Origin of the sequence: Streptomyces sp. NPDC088194 (assembly GCF_040702025.1) — a bacterium.
Lineage (GTDB): Bacteria > Actinomycetota > Actinomycetes > Streptomycetales > Streptomycetaceae > Actinacidiphila.
In genome coordinates this window covers 1-14,573 of sequence record NZ_JBFBIV010000145.1, presented here as the reverse complement: position 1 = coordinate 14,573, position 14,573 = coordinate 1, and the positions used below count along the sequence as shown (strand labels likewise).

At 71.7% G+C, this 14,573-nt stretch carries 11 protein-coding genes; 2 read left to right on the top strand and 9 right to left on the bottom strand.

Annotated features, from left to right (window positions below):
• Positions 1 to 126: 126 nt before the first annotated feature.
• The 3 genes from AB0399_RS38345 to thyX all read right to left on the bottom strand — a co-directional run bounded on the left by AB0399_RS38345 (position 127) and on the right by thyX (position 3,851).
• Entirely contained in the window at positions 127 to 1,812 is a 1,686-nt protein-coding gene (locus tag AB0399_RS38345; RefSeq protein WP_328470162.1) for a ribonuclease J, read from the bottom strand.
• 210 nt (positions 1,813 to 2,022) lie between these two features.
• Complete coding sequence (dapA, locus tag AB0399_RS38340) at positions 2,023 to 2,922, bottom strand: 4-hydroxy-tetrahydrodipicolinate synthase (protein ID WP_328470160.1); 900 nt, start codon at positions 2,920 to 2,922, stop codon at positions 2,023 to 2,025.
• A gap of 182 nt (positions 2,923 to 3,104) precedes the next feature.
• Positions 3,105 to 3,851, bottom strand: a complete 747-nt coding sequence (gene thyX / locus AB0399_RS38335; RefSeq protein WP_329364081.1) for an FAD-dependent thymidylate synthase — start codon at positions 3,849 to 3,851, stop codon at positions 3,105 to 3,107.
• A gap of 168 nt (positions 3,852 to 4,019) precedes the next feature.
• On the opposite strand from thyX, the gene AB0399_RS38330 reads away from it, so the two are divergent.
• On the top strand, positions 4,020 to 4,562 hold the full coding sequence (locus tag AB0399_RS38330) for a hypothetical protein (protein WP_366414427.1): 543 nt from the start codon (positions 4,020 to 4,022) through the stop codon (positions 4,560 to 4,562).
• Positions 4,563 to 4,665: 103 nt separating this feature from the next.
• Here AB0399_RS38330 and AB0399_RS38325 read toward each other — a convergent pair whose 3' ends face one another.
• The 6 genes from AB0399_RS38325 to AB0399_RS38300 form a co-directional block, all read right to left on the bottom strand.
• Complete coding sequence (locus AB0399_RS38325; RefSeq protein ID WP_329364084.1) at positions 4,666 to 5,181, bottom strand: hypothetical protein; 516 nt, start codon at positions 5,179 to 5,181, stop codon at positions 4,666 to 4,668.
• Between the two features lie 4 nt (positions 5,182 to 5,185).
• Positions 5,186 to 5,983 (bottom strand): 4-hydroxy-tetrahydrodipicolinate reductase, encoded by a 798-nt coding sequence (dapB, locus tag AB0399_RS38320; RefSeq protein WP_366414426.1) that lies wholly within the window; start codon positions 5,981 to 5,983, stop codon positions 5,186 to 5,188.
• Between the two features lie 113 nt (positions 5,984 to 6,096).
• On the bottom strand, positions 6,097 to 7,473 hold the full coding sequence (locus AB0399_RS38315) for a pitrilysin family protein (protein ID WP_329364087.1): 1,377 nt from the start codon (positions 7,471 to 7,473) through the stop codon (positions 6,097 to 6,099).
• Entirely contained in the window at positions 7,470 to 9,689 is a 2,220-nt protein-coding gene (locus AB0399_RS38310) for a polyribonucleotide nucleotidyltransferase (RefSeq protein WP_329364089.1), read from the bottom strand. The genes AB0399_RS38315 and AB0399_RS38310 overlap by 4 nt, the downstream gene beginning before the upstream one ends.
• A 345-nt stretch (positions 9,690 to 10,034) precedes the next feature.
• Positions 10,035 to 10,322, bottom strand: a complete 288-nt coding sequence (gene rpsO / locus AB0399_RS38305; RefSeq protein WP_033173003.1) for a 30S ribosomal protein S15 — start codon at positions 10,320 to 10,322, stop codon at positions 10,035 to 10,037.
• Positions 10,323 to 10,539: 217 nt separating this feature from the next.
• On the bottom strand, positions 10,540 to 11,127 hold the full coding sequence (locus AB0399_RS38300) for an AAA family ATPase (protein ID WP_329364091.1): 588 nt from the start codon (positions 11,125 to 11,127) through the stop codon (positions 10,540 to 10,542).
• Between the two features lie 351 nt (positions 11,128 to 11,478).
• Between AB0399_RS38300 and AB0399_RS38295 the strand changes: the two genes are divergently transcribed.
• On the top strand, positions 11,479 to 14,573 hold a 3,095-nt coding region (locus AB0399_RS38295), incomplete at its 3' end, for an SCO5717 family growth-regulating ATPase (protein WP_366414425.1).

The following is a 14,573-nucleotide window of genomic DNA, read 5'->3' as shown; positions in this document are numbered from 1 at the left end:
CAGGGGGTGGCGGAAGACGAAGTCCCCGCTGAGCGGGTCGACGTTCAGCAGGCCGCGGGCCGCGGCCTCGTCGGCGTCCCTCATCCGGTAGCGCGGCCCGCTCCCCGCACCGAGGTTGACGGCGCGTCAGACTTCCACGACCACCGGCAGGATCATCGGGCGCCGACGGTAGGTGTCGGAGACCCACTTGCCGACCGAGCGGCGGATGAGTTGCTGGATCTGCCGGGCTTCCATGACCCCGTCGGAGGCCGAACGGGACAGCCCCTCCTCGATCTTGGGAATGACCGCGGCGAAGGCGTCGTCGTCGATGCCGGAGCCCCTGGCATGGATGTTGGGGCCGCCGACGATCTTGCCCGTGCTGCTGTCGACCACGACGAAGACCGAGACGATGCCTTCCTCGCCCAGGATGCGGCGGTCCTTGAGGTGCGTCTCGGTGATGTCGCCGACCGAGAGGCCGTCGACGTACACGTAGCCGGCCTGGACCTTGCCCACGATCTTCGCCTTGCCCTTGACGAGGTCGACGACGACCCCGTCCTCGGCGATGACGGTGCGCTCCTTGGGGATACCCGTCAGCATGCCGAGGTCGGCGTTGGCGCGCAGGTGGCGCCATTCGCCGTGGATCGGCATGAGGTTGCGCGGCTTGCAGATGTTGTAGAAGTACAGCAGCTCGCCGGCCGACGCGTGGCCGGAGACGTGCACTTTCGCGTTGCCCTTGTGGACGACGTTCGCGCCCCAGCGGGTCAGGCCGTTGATGACGCGGTAGACCGCGTTCTCGTTGCCCGGGATGAGGGACGAGGCGAGGACCACGGTGTCGCCCTCGACGATGCGGATCTGGTGGTCGCGGTTGGCCATCCGGGACAGCGCGGCCATGGGCTCGCCCTGGGAGCCGGTGCAGACCAGGACGACCTTCTCGTCGGGAAGGTCATCGAGCACCTTCACGTCGACGATGAGCCCGCTCGGCACCTTCAGGTAGCCCAGGTCGCGGGCGATGCCCATGTTCCTGACCATGGAGCGGCCGACGAAGGCGACCTTGCGGCCGCGCTCGTGGGCGGCGTCGAGCACCTGCTGGATGCGGTGCACGTGGCTGGCGAAGCTGGCGACGATGATCCGCTTCTCCGCCTTGGCGAAGGTCTGCCGCAGCACCTGGGAGATGTCGCGCTCGGGCGGCACGAAGCCGGGGACCTCGGCGTTGGTGGAGTCCGCGAGGAGCAGGTCGATGCCCTCCTCGCCGAGCCGCGCGAAGGTCGGCAGATCGGTGAGGCGCCCGTCGAGCGGGAGTTGGTCCATCTTGAAGTCGCCGGTGACCACGACGTTGCCCGCCGGGGTGCGGATGGCGACGGCGAGCGCGTCCGGGATGGAGTGGTTGACCGCGACGAACTCGCAGTCGAAGGGGCCGATCCGCTCCCGGTCGCCCTCCTTGACCTCAAGGGCGTACGGGCGGATGCGGTGTTCCTGGAGCTTCGCCTCGACCAGGGCGAGGGTGAGCTTGGAGCCGATCAGCGGGATGTCGTCCTTCTCGCGGAGCAGGAAGGGGACGGCGCCGATGTGGTCTTCGTGGCCGTGGGTGAGGACGACGCCGACCACGTCGTCCAGCCGGTCACGGATGGAAGTGAAGTCCGGGAGGATCAGGTCGACTCCGGGCTGTTCCTCTTCGGGGAAGAGGACACCGCAGTCGACGATCAGCAACCGGCCGGCGTATTCGAAGACGGTCATGTTGCGGCCGATCTCACCCAGGCCGCCGAGCGGTGTGATGCGCAGACCGCCCTCGGCGAGTGCCGGCGGGGGACCGAGTTCAGGGTGCGGATGACTCAAAGGGTTTCTCCTTACCGCGCATGCCAGAGGGCCCCTCGTGGGGGCCGTGGCCGGCGCGACGCTGTTCCGATGTTCGAATGGTGGTGCCGCGTTCGGATTTCTTTTCCGACGTTTTCGTGGTCCGCGCGTGATCCGCTCGGGTCAGTGTCCGGCGGATTTCGCGAAGTGCTGCTGTATTCAGTTGTGAAGTCCTGTGTGCTCCGGGCGTGCTCAGAGGTGTACCCCGCCGGCGGCGAGATCCTTCCTGAGCTGCTCGGTCTCCTGGTCGCCGAGGGCGACCAGGGGGAGCCGGAGCGGGCCTGCGGGCAGTCCGCGCAGCGCGAGGGCGGTCTTCGTGGTGATGACGCCCTGGGCGCGGAACATGCCGGTGTAGACGGGCAGCAGGCACTGGTGGATCTCGGTGGCCTTGGCGACGTCGCCGCTGGTGTACGCCTCCAGCAGGGCGCGCAGCTCGGTGGAGACCAGGTGGCCGACGACGGAGACGAAACCGACCGCGCCGATCGACAGCAGCGGCAGGTTGAGCATGTCGTCGCCGGAGTACCAGGCGAGGTCGCTGCGGGCGATCGCCCAGCTCGCGGCGGCGAGGTCGCCCTTGGCGTCCTTGTTCGCGACGATCCGGGGGTGGTCGCCGAGCCGGACCAGGGTCTCGGTGTCGATGGGGACGCCGCTGCGGCCGGGGATGTCGTAGAGCATGACCGGCAGGCCGGTGGCGTCGGCGATGGCGGTGAAATGCCGGTACAGGCCCTCCTGCGGGGGCTTGCTGTAGTACGGCGTGACGGTGAGCAGGCCGTGGGCGCCGGCCTGCTCGGCCTGGCGGGCGAGGGTGACGCTGTGCGCGGTGTCGTTGGTGCCGACGCCGGCGATGACGTGTGCGCGGTCACCCACCGCTTCGAGTACGGCTCGGACCAGCCGGTCCTTCTCGTCGTCGCTGGTGGTGGGCGACTCGCCCGTGGTGCCGTTGACGACGAGTCCGTCGTTGCCCTGGTCCACGAGGTGGGCGGCGAGCCGCTGTGCGCCGTCGACGTCGAGCGCGCCGTCGGCGGTGAACGGCGTGACCATCGCGGTCAGCACCCGCCCGAAGGGGGCGTCAGGGGTGGAAGTCGGAGCCATGCATCCCACGTTACTGGGTGTGTGTGCGGCTGTGCAGCCACGGTACCTGCGGGTGCGGGCGGCGGGACCCACGGTGAGGACTCCAGCGCTGCCTGCTCGGGGGTTCAAGCAGCACCGGAGTCCGTTTCCGCAGCCTAGATGAACTTCGCGAATGCCTGCAATCCGAACACTTCGGACATTTTTTACGGGGCGATTCGGCCGTTCGCGTTGAACGCGGCGTGGGTGAGCGGCATCAGCTTCGCCCACTCCGCCTCCATCAGCTCGCCGACCATCTCGATCTCCCGCTGCGGGAACGACGGCACCCGGGCGAGTTCGTGCTGGGTGCGCAACCCGAGGAAATGCATCAGCGACCGCGCGTTGCACGTCGCGTACATCGACGAGAACAACCCCACCGGCAGCGTCGACCTCGCCACTTCCCGCGCCACACCGGCCGCCAGCAGCTCCTGATACGCCGCGTACGCCTGCTGGTACGACTCCGCCATCACGGCGAGTGCCGCTGTCCGCTGCTCCTCGCTCCCCTGGACGAACTCGTACTTGCCCGGCCGGCCCTGCTGCACCAGCTTCCGATCCGCCCCCGGCAGGTAGAACACCGGCTGAAGCTCGCGATACCTGCCGGATTCCTCGTTGTAGGACCAGCCGGCCCTGTGGCGCATGAATTCGCGGAAGACGAAGATCGGGGCGCTGATGAAGAAGGTCATCGAGTTGTGCTCGAAGGGGCTGCCGTGGCGGTCCCGGATGAGGTAGTTGATCAGGCCCTTGGAGCGGTCGGGGTCCTTGGCCAACTCTTCGAGGGACTGCTCGCCCGCCGTGGAGACGCGGGCCGCCCACAGGACGTCGGAGTCGGACGCGCTGTGCTTGACGAGCTCGACGGTGACGTCGTCGCGGAAGCGGGCGGGGGCGGCCTCGGTGGAGGGCGGGTCGGTGGACACCGGCGGGTCCTTCCTGTTGTCTGTTGTGCGCCGCTCAGCTTATGGGGTGGGTCCGACCGGCGGTCGCAGGCACCGGGCCCGCCCCGGAGCTTGGCCACGGTGGCCGGGACGGATAACCTCACCGGTCAGAGCCCCCGCACCTGACAGAAGCCGAAGAGGATTCTCCGCGTGTCCTTGCCCTTCCGCTCCGTAGCCACCGTCGACGACGAGTACGCGACCGGCCGTCCGCTGCCGCACGACGTCCAGGACCGCTGGATGCGCCCGTACCGCCCCGGACCCTGGCGGGTCGCGATCGCCGCGCTGGCGCTGATGCTCGCCGCGTACCTGCTGTTCGCCGCGCTGATCATGGTCGCGGCGAAGAGCGTGCAGGGGGGTGGCGTGCTGGTGCTGATCGCGGCGCTGGTGATCGCGGCCACTCTGCGGCTGCTACGGATGGGGGTGTGGCTGAGCGGGAAGGGCCTGCGGCAGGTCGGGTACTTCGGCACGGTCACGGTGCCCTGGCAGCAGGTGACGTCGGTGCGTACGGCGCAGCAGCCGGTGCGGGTGCTGGGGCTGCCGCGCAGTGTGCAGGGGCAGGCGCTGCTGATCAGCCGGCGCGGGTCCACGCTGCGGCCCCTGATGACCGATCACAACGCGGACTTCCTCGGGCGGTCCGAGGCGTTCGACGTCGCGGCGGACGCGATCGAGGGCTGGTCCCTGGAGCTGCGGTAGCCGCTCCCCCGGTCGAGCCGTCCCGCCGGTGCCGACGTGCTCCCGTTCCCCGCTCACCTTTCAGCGGGTGCGGCGCCGGACTCCTGAGGCCCTCGTCGTACGGTTACGCGCCGTTGGGGGTGCGGTCGCCGGTCCGGCCTGCGGCCGGGGATGTTCCGGGTGTGCGGGTGGCGGCGGTTGCCTCGGCGTCGTGGAGCCGGATGGCGCGCTGCATCGCCTTGCGGGCGCGAGGGGTGTCCCGGGCGTCGAAGTAGGCGACCGCGAGGCGGAACCAGTTGCGCCAGTCGTCGGGGGCCGCCTCGGTCTCGGCCTGGCGTTTGGCGAAGACCGCGTCGGCGGAGGCGCGGTCGATACGGCCGCTGGGGGTGCGGGCCAGTTCGTCGACGGGCAGGCCGCCCTCGGCTTCGAGTTCGCGGCCGAGCCGTCCGGCGTGTCGGGCGAACTGGGTGGTGTGCCACAGGAACCAGGCGCCGATCAGCGGAAGGACCAGGACGGCGACGCCGAAGGCGACGGTGACCGGCCGGCCGTCGGCGATCAGCAGCACCCCGCGGTCGCCGACGAGCACGAAGTAGAAGACGAGGACGACCGCGGAGACGGTGTAGCTGAGCTTGGCGCGCATCGGTTCAGGCTCCCTGGTGCCCGGTGGCCGGGGAGCCGTCCGCCGCGGCGGGCCCGTCGGCCAGGAAGTGCTCCAGGCCGAAGGTGAGGCCGGGCACGCCCGGTACGGTGCGGACCGCGAGCAGGATGCCGGGCATGAAGCTGCTGTGGTGCAGCGAGTCGTGGCGGATGGTGAGGGTCTCGCCGGTGCCGCCGAGGAGGACCTCCTGGTGGGCGAGGAGGCCGCGCAGCCGTACCGAGTGCACCGGGACGCCGTCGACGTCGGCGCCCCGGGCGCCGTCGAGGCCGTGGGTGGTGGGGTCGTGCTGAGGCGGGAGGCCGGCTTCGGTGCGCGCGGCGGCGATGAGCTGGGCGGTGCGGGTGGCGGTGCCGCTGGGCGCGTCGGCCTTGTTGTCGTGGTGCAGCTCGATGACCTCGACGGACTCGAACCAGGGGGCCGCCTGCTGGGCGAACCGCATGGTGAGGACGGCGCCGATGGAGAAGTTGGGGGCGATCAGGGCGCCGGTGCCGGGGGCGGCGTCGAGCCAGCCGCGGAGGGTGGCCAGCCGCTCGGGTGTCCATCCGGTGGTGCCGACCACGGTGTGGATGCCGTGGCCGACACAGAACTCCAGGTTGCCCAGGACGGAGTCGGGGTGGGTGAGTTCGACGGCGACCTGGGCGCCCGCGTCGGTCAGCGCCTCCAGCGGGTCGCCGCGGCCGATCGTGGCGACCAGGTCGAGGTCGTCGGCGGCCTCGACGGAGCGGGCTGCCTCGGAACCGATCCGGCCCTTCGCACCGATGACGGCCACTCGCAGCTTGCTCATCGTTGGGGAGTCCTCCGGGTGTAAGGGTCACGCAGCAGGGTGTGCGGTTGTTACACGGTGCCTGTACGTGCCGGCTGGCGGCCGACGGGCGTGGTGACAGGCGGGGTGACGGCTTACGCGATCGCTTCGTGCAGCCGTGCGGCCTGCTTCTCCTTCACCGGCCCTATGACCGCCAGCGAGGGACGCTGTCCCAGTACATCGCGGGCCACTTCGCGCACCTCGCCCGGGGTCACCGCGGCGATCCGGGCCAGCAGGTCGTCCACGGACAGTTGCTCGCCCCAGCACAGCTCGCTCTTGCCGATCCGGTTCATCAGGGCGCCGGTGTCCTCCAGCCCCAGCACGGTGGAGCCGGAGAGCTGGCCGATGGCGCGGCGCAGTTCCTCGTCGGTCAGGCCGTGCTCGGCGACGTGGTGCAGTTCGTCGCGGCAGATCTTGAGCACGTCGGGCAGGCGGCGCGGCTGGCAGCCCGCGTAGACGCCGAACATGCCGCAGTCGGCGTAGGAGGAGGTGTAGGAGTACACGGAGTACGCCAGGCCGCGCTTCTCGCGGACCTCCTGGAAGAGCCGCGAGCTCATGCCGCCGCCGAGCGCGGTGTTGAGGACGCCGAGCGCCCAGCGGCGCTCGTCGGTGCGGGACAGGCCGGGCATGCCGAGGACGACATGGGCCTGCTCGGTGCGCCGGTCGAGGATCTCGACGCGTCCGCCGCCGCGGATCGTACGGCTGCCGGTGCGCGGCGGCCGGGGTACGGCGTCGGCGTCGGTCAGGGCGCCGGCGCGTTCGAAGGCGCGGCGGACCTGGCGGACGACGGTGGCGTGGTCGATGTTGCCCGCGGCGGCGACGACCAGCCGGGTGGGGTCGTAGTGCTTGCGGTAGAAGCGGGCGACCTGGTCGCGGGTGAGGCCGTTGACGGTCTCGACGGTGCCGAGGACGGGGCGGCCCAGCGGGGAGTCGCCGAGCAGCGCGGTGGTGAACAGGTCGTGCACCTGGTCGCCGGGGTCGTCCTCGGTCATGGCGATCTCTTCCAGGACGACGCCGCGTTCCGCGTCGATGTCCTCCTGGCGGATCAGGGACCCGGTGAGCATGTCGCTGACCACGTCGATGGCGAGCGGCAGGTCGGTGTCGAGCACCCTGGCGTAGTAGCAGGTGTACTCCTTGGCGGTGAAGGCGTTCATCTCGCCGCCGACGGCGTCGATCGCCGCGGAGATGTCCAGGGCGCTGCGCCGCTCGGTGCCCTTGAAGAGCAGGTGTTCCAGGTAGTGGGTGGCGCCGCCCAGCACGGGGGTCTCGTCGCGGGAGCCGACGCCGGCCCAGATGCCGAAGGTCGCCGAGCGCACGGTGGGCAGCGTCTCGGTGACGACGCGCAGGCCGCCGGGCAGCACGGAGCGGCGTACCGTGCCGGTGCCGTCGGTGCCGGGCAGCAGGGTCCGTGTGCGGACGGCCCGCCCCTTGGTGGAGGGGCGGGCCGTCACTGCGGTGGAGCGGGTCGTCACTTGGCCGACTCGTCCTTCTTCTCGTCGTCGCCCTCTTCACCCTCGATGACCGGGATCAGGGAGAGCTTGCCGCGCTGGTCGATCTCGGCGATCTCGACCTGCACCTTGGCGCCGACGCCGAGGACGTCCTCGACGTTCTCGACGCGCTTGCCGCCGGCGAGCTTGCGGATCTGCGAGATGTGCAGCAGTCCGTCCTTGCCGGGCATCAGCGAGACGAAGGCACCGAAGGTGGTGGTCTTCACGACGGTGCCCAGGTACCGCTCGCCGACCTCGGGCATGGTCGGGTTGGCGATCTGGTTGATCGTCGCCCGGGCGGCCTCGGCCTGGGAGCCCTCGGTGGCGCCGATCAGGACGGTGCCGTCGTCCTCGATGGAGATGTCGGCGCCGGTGTCCTCCTGGATCTGGTTGATCATCTTGCCCTTGGGGCCGATGACCTCGCCGATCTTGTCCACCGGGATCTTGATGCTGATGATCCGCGGGGCGTTGGGGGACATCTCGTCCGGGACGTCGATGGCCTCGTTCATGACGTCGAGGATGTGCAGGCGGGCGTCGCGGGCCTGCTTGAGGGCCGCGGCCAGCACCGACGCCGGGATGCCGTCGAGCTTCGTGTCGAGCTGGAGGGCGGTGACGAACTTCTTGGTGCCGGCGACCTTGAAGTCCATGTCGCCGAAGGCGTCCTCGGCACCGAGGATGTCGGTCAGCGCGACGTAGTGCGTCTCGCCCTCGATCTCCTGGGAGATCAGGCCCATGGCGATACCGGCGACGGGGGCCTTGAGCGGCACACCGGCGTTCAGCAGCGACATGGTGGAGGCGCACACCGAGCCCATCGAGGTGGACCCGTTGGAGCCCAGTGCCTCGGAGACCTGCCGGATCGCGTAGGGGAACTCCTCGCGGGTGGGCAGGACCGGGATCAGGGCGCGCTCGGCGAGCGCGCCGTGGCCGATCTCGCGGCGCTTGGGGGAGCCGACGCGGCCGGTCTCGCCGACGGAGTACGGCGGGAAGTTGTAGTTGTGCATGTAGCGCTTGCGGGTCTCGGGCGCGAGCGTGTCGAGCTGCTGCTCCATGCGGAGCATGTTGAGGGTGGTGACGCCCAGGATCTGGGTCTCACCGCGCTCGAACAGCGCCGAGCCGTGCACGCGCGGGATGGCCTCGACCTCGGCGGCCAGGGTACGGATGTCGGTGACACCGCGGCCGTCGATGCGGACCTTGTCGCGGATGACGCGCTGGCGCACCAGCTTCTTGGTCAGCGCGCGGTAGGCGGCGGAGATCTCCTTCTCGCGGCCCTCGAACTGCGGCAGCAGCTTCTCGGCGGCCAGGCCCTTGACCCGGTCCAGCTCGGCCTCGCGGGCCTGCTTGCCGGGGATGGTCAGCGCCTGCGCCAGCTCGCCGGTGACCGCGGACTCCAGGGCCTCGAACACGTCGTCCTGGTAGTCCAGGAAGATCGGGAACTCGCCGGTGGGCTTGGCGGCCTTGGCGGCCAGCTCGGACTGCGCCTTGCACAGCACCTTGATGAAGGGCTTGGCGGCTTCCAGGCCGGCGGCGACGACCTCCTCGGTCGGCGCCTCGACACCGCCCTCGACCAGCTTGATGGTGTGCGCGGTGGCCTCGGCCTCGACCATCATGATCGCGACGTCGCCGTCGTCGAGCACGCGGCCGGCGACGACCATGTCGAAGACGGCCTCTTCGAGCTCGCTGTGGGTCGGGAAGGCCACCCACTGGTTCTTGATCAGCGCGACCCGGACACCGCCGATGGGGCCGGAGAACGGCAGGCCGGCCAGCTGCGTGGAGCAGGAGGCGGCGTTGATGGCGACCACGTCGTAGAGGTGGTCGGGGTTGAGCGCCATGATCGTGCAGACGACCTGGATCTCGTTGCGCAGGCCCTTGACGAAGGACGGGCGCAGCGGGCGGTCGATCAGGCGGCAGGTGAGGATGGCGTCCTCGGAGGGGCGGCCCTCGCGGCGGAAGAAGGAGCCGGGGATGCGGCCGGCCGCGTACATGCGCTCCTCGACGTCCACCGTGAGGGGGAAGAAGTCGAAGTGCTCCTTGGGCTGCTTCGAGGCGCTGGTCGCCGACAGCACCATGGTGTCGTCGTCCAGGTAGGCCACGGCGGAGCCGGCGGCCTGGCGGGCCAGCCGGCCCGTCTCGAAGCGGATGGTGCGGGTGCCGAAGGTACCGTTGTCGATCACGGCTTCGGCGTAGTGGGTCTCGTTCTCCACTATGGGAATTCTCCTCGTCTTTGCCCGCAGGGCGTGTCCCTGCCGGGCCTTCGGTGGAGGTGCGTCGTCCAGCCGGGGCCGGTCTTCGATCGAAGCCTCCGGTGGCGGCTGCCACCTGGGGGCCACTACCGAGGACCGGCGTATGCGGCGGATAGGAGGACGCTCCTCCTCATTCGTTGTCAACAGCCCCATTGCACCAGACGCGGGCCGGATCGCGCACGTCATGTGCGCGGCCCGCGGGCGGGTGCCCCGGAACCGTCGAAGAACCGTCGAACGGTTGCTCGGAACCGCTGTACGGAAAAGGGAGCGGTCCCGTTGGACGGGGACCGCTCCCTGTACGGCTTCCTAGCGGACGCCGGCCGCACCGGCACGGATGCCGAGGCGCTCGCGGAGCTCACGGAAGCGCGTGATGTCCTTCTTGGCCAGGTACTGCAGCAGACGGCGGCGCTGGCCGACCAGGATCAGCAGACCACGACGCGAGTGGTGGTCGTGCTTGTGGGTCTTGAGGTGCTCGGTCAGGTCCGAGATCCGGCGCGACAGCAGTGCGACCTGGACCTCGGGGGAGCCGGTGTCGCCCTCCTTGGTGCCGAACTCGGCGATGATCTGCTTCTTCGTCTCGACGTCGAGCGACATACGGACTCCTCATGGTGTCTACGGCCTCCGAGCGCCCCCGGTCTACATCGCGGGGGAATCTCACATGACTCGCGAGGCGCTGTCACGTGGTGCGTGCACACACGTGACCGTCACCCAGGGTACCAGGGTGCGTCGACCCCCTTACCCGCGGGTCACCTCGGCAGGGAGACGCCGCCGGCGGCCTGCCGGGCGGGTCACGCGAGGACCGGGTGGTGGGTCACACGAGCGACCTGGCCGCACGTGCCGCGCGGGCCGCGCGCAGCCGCCGGAACGCGGTCGGCGGCCGGCCACAGGCGACGCGTGACTCGACGTACTCCTTGACGAGTTCCGCGCACTCGCGCGGTGACGCGGTGCCGGTGTCGCACTCGAAGTCGTACAGGCCGTGCGCGTGCACCCGGGTGTACTGGTAGGCGGCCAGGCCCGGCGGGCGGTCGGAGCGGGACTCCTCGCGGCGCTTCAGCTCGGGCAGCGGGCAGTGCACGCCGATCAGGAAGACCTCGACGTCGGCGAGGACGGTCAGGCAGTCGTCCAGCCGCCACGGCTCGCTCAGCACGTGGTCGACGACGAGGTCGTTGCCTCCGGCGGCCATGCCGGCCACGGCGCGGTGGAATCCCATCCGGGTCCGGGTGAGGACGGCGTCGAGCGCGTCGGGCGCGATCTCCTTGGCCGCACGCATGGCGTTGATCCCGTCGAGCGGGATGTGGAAGTAGGGGTCGCCGTCGAGGATGGCCAGCAGTTCGCGGGCGATGCTCGATTTGCCCGAACTGGACGTGCCGTTGAGAAAGATGATCCGCCCGGGGCGCATGACGACGATCGTATACGCGCGTCGCCGCCCCGATGCCGGCAAGACCCGGCGGGCGGTGGCGCGCGGCGCCGGGTACGGCGCAACGGGGTCCGTCCGCGGGGCGGTTGGGGGCGCGGGCGGTGGACCGCGGTGGTGCGGGGGCGTTACGCGCAGTGGTGCGGGCCGCGACGTGTCCGGGGCGGTTCGGGCGGGAAGGAGCGGAAAGGGTGTCCGAACGGCCTGACGGCGTACGTCGACCGGCTATTAGGCTGTCCGTCAGAGTGGCGGGGCCGTGGGGCGCAGAGGCGGCCGGCGGCGCACGGGGTGGGGAGACGGTGACGTGTGACTCCCCGACGCAGACCAGGAGGCATTGTGAGCAGCGATCGGGACGACAACCGCGTGGGCGGGGCCGCCCCTGTCGAGGGCCCCTCCGGGGGTGAAGTCTCGGACATCACCGGGGAATACCGCTTCGATTTCACCCCTCCGGCCTGGTACATGCAGAGCGGCAGCGACAGCGGCACCGACGACGCGGCGGACGCCGACGCCGACGCCGACGCGGACCGGGACGCGCGCGAGCAGGAGCAGGACGCGCCCGCCGCCACGGGCACGCCGGACCACGCGGGCGACGCTGACGGCGCGGCGCCCCGCGGACCGGTCTGGGAGCCGCGGCCCGCGTCCGACGCGGGAGCGGCGTCGAGCGACGCGTCGTCGTGGTCTGCTGCTTCGCTGCCGCCGGTGCCGGGTCTGGGTTCCGGCTCGGGTCCCGCTTCCGGGTCCGGTTCCGGGTCCGGATCGGGTGCACAGGTGGGCTCGGGCACGCTGCGGGGGGAGGGCGCCGGCGCGGATGCCGGCGCCGGCGTGAACAGGGGTGCGGACACGGGTCCGCGGCCGGAGCCGGCCGCGGACAAGCCTTCGTGGTCGGCGAGTTCGGTGCCGTCGATCTCGCGTCCGGCGGCCGCCGAGCCCGAGCGGGCGGAGGAGCCCGCGCCGGAGCCGCAGGACGCGAGGCCCTCGTGGTCCGCGTCGGCTGTGCCGTCCATTCCGCCGCCCACCGCCGCCCCCGAGCCCGGACCGGTGGCGGCCGAAGCGCCGGAGCCGGAGGACGCGAAGCCGGTGTGGGCCCGTACCGACGCCGCCGACGTGCCCTCGGCGGCGCCCACTTCGGTGCCGGGGCCGACGACGGACACCGGCGCCGACGAGCCGCCGCATGGCGCCGAACCGGAGCGCCCGCGGCCGGCCGACTCGACGCTCCGCTTCAGCGCCGCGGCGATGCGGCGGGAGATCGAGGAGCGGGCGGACGCGATGATGGCGAAGGCGAGCAGGCCCGCGCCGGAGCCGGAGGACGCCAAGCCGGCGGCCCCCGAGCCCGAGGACGCGAGGCCGGCCGCCCAGCAGGCGCCCGAGGCGCCCTCAGCACCCGCGGCACCCCCGGCACCCCCGGTGGAGGACGCGCCGCCGCAGAAGCGCGCCCCGGTGTGGACCCCGCTGCCCGTGCCGCCGACCGCCGACCCGAAGCCGTGGACGCCGGACGCCCCCCGGGGCCCGGTGCCGCCGTTGCCCCCGCAGTTCCAGCGCGCCGAGGAACCGGCACCCGCCGCACCGGCCGCTGCTGCTCCCCTGAACTTCCCGCCGCCGGTCGGCGAGCCGGTGCTCCCGGAGGCCTACGGCTTCCCGCCGCCGGCCGCGCAGCCGAACGAGCCGCCGCAGGGCCCGGGCGGCTACGGCTTCCCGCCGCGCCCGAGCGCACCCGAGGCACCGCAAGTGGCCGCGCCCGCCGAGCAGTTGCCCGGTCCGACGGGGTACGCCCAGCCGCAGCCACCCGCTGCTCCCGCCGCGCCTTCCGCACCTGCCGCGGCGCAGAGTCCGCAGCCCGCCCCCCAAGTACCCCAGTCCAGCTACGGACTTCCGGCGCCGACCGGGTACGCGCAGCCGCAACCCCCGGACGCGCCTGCGGCACCCGCCGCACCGCAGCACCCCCAACCCGCGCCGCAGCAACCCGGACCCGCCGGATACGGCTTCCCCCAGCAGTACTCCCCCGCCGCCGCGGCACCGCCCGCCGGGCCGACCGGGTACGCGCAGCCGCAACCCGCGGCACCGCAGCACCCCCAACCCGCACCGCAGCAACCCGGACCCGCCGGATACGGCTTCCCCCAGCAGGGCTCGCCGGCGCCGCAGCCGGGCCAGCCGCACGCCCCCGCGCTGCCGGCCGCGGAGAACCCGCAGCCGTACGCCCCGGCGCCGGTACCGACCGGGCTGTCCCCGCAGCAGTCCGCGCCGCCCGCCGCCGTACCGCAGCAACCCCAGCCCCAGCAACCGCAGTTCGGGCAGCCGCAGGCGGGGCAGCCGCAGCTTCCGCCGGCCGCCGAGGTCGGACAGCAGCCCGGGCCGGACGGCGGCTACGGCTTCCCTCGGCAGCCCGGACAGCCGCAGCCGGAGGCGGGCTCGCTCCAGCCGCTCCCCCAGCACGGCGCGTACGGCTTCCCGCAGCAGGGCGGCCCCGGGCAGCCGGGCCAACCCGGTCAACCCGGTCAACCCGCCATGCCGGAGGCCGCTCCGGCGGCGCCGGCCGCGCCCGTCGACCCGCGGGCCGGCGGCTGGCCGACGGTGACACCCGACCAGCGCCAGCGCACCACGCAGGGCGGCGCGCCACTCGGCTACACCGCGGCCGTCGAGCTCAGTTCGGACCGGCTGCTGCGCAACCAGCCGAGGCCGAAGAAGCCCGGTGCCAACGCGCAGCCGTCCCGGTTCAAGCTCGGCGGCAAGAAGGAGGAGGCGGAACGGAAGCGGAAGCTGGAGCTGATCCGTACGCCGGTGCTGTCCTGCTACCGGATCGCGGTCATCAGCCTCAAGGGCGGGGTCGGCAAGACCACGACCACCACCGCGCTCGGCTCCACCCTCGCCAGCGAACGGCAGGACAAGATCCTGGCGATCGACGCCAACCCGGACGCGGGCACGCTCGGCCGCCGGGTGCGCCGGGAGACCGGCGCGACCATCCGCGACCTGGTCCAGGCCATCCCGTACCTCAACAGCTACATGGACATCCGCCGCTTCACCTCGCAGGCGCCCTCCGGTCTGGAGATCATCGCCAACGACGTGGACCCGGCGGTCTCCACGGCCTTCAACGACGAGGACTACCGCCGCGCCATCGACGTCCTGGGCCGCCAGTACCCGGTCATCCTCACCGACTCCGGCACCGGCCTGCTCTACAGCGCCATGCGCGGGGTGTTGGACCTGGCCGACCAGCTGATCATCGTCTCGACACCGTCCGTCGACGGCGCCTCCAGCGCCAGCACCACCCTCGACTGGCTGTCCGCCCACGGCTACGCCGAACTCGTCGCCCGCAGCATCACCGTCATCTCCGGCGTCCGCGAAACCGGCAAGATGATCAAGGTCGACGACATCGTGGCGCACTTCCAGACCCGCTGCCGCGGAGTCCAGGTCGTCCCCTTCGACGAACACCTCGCCGC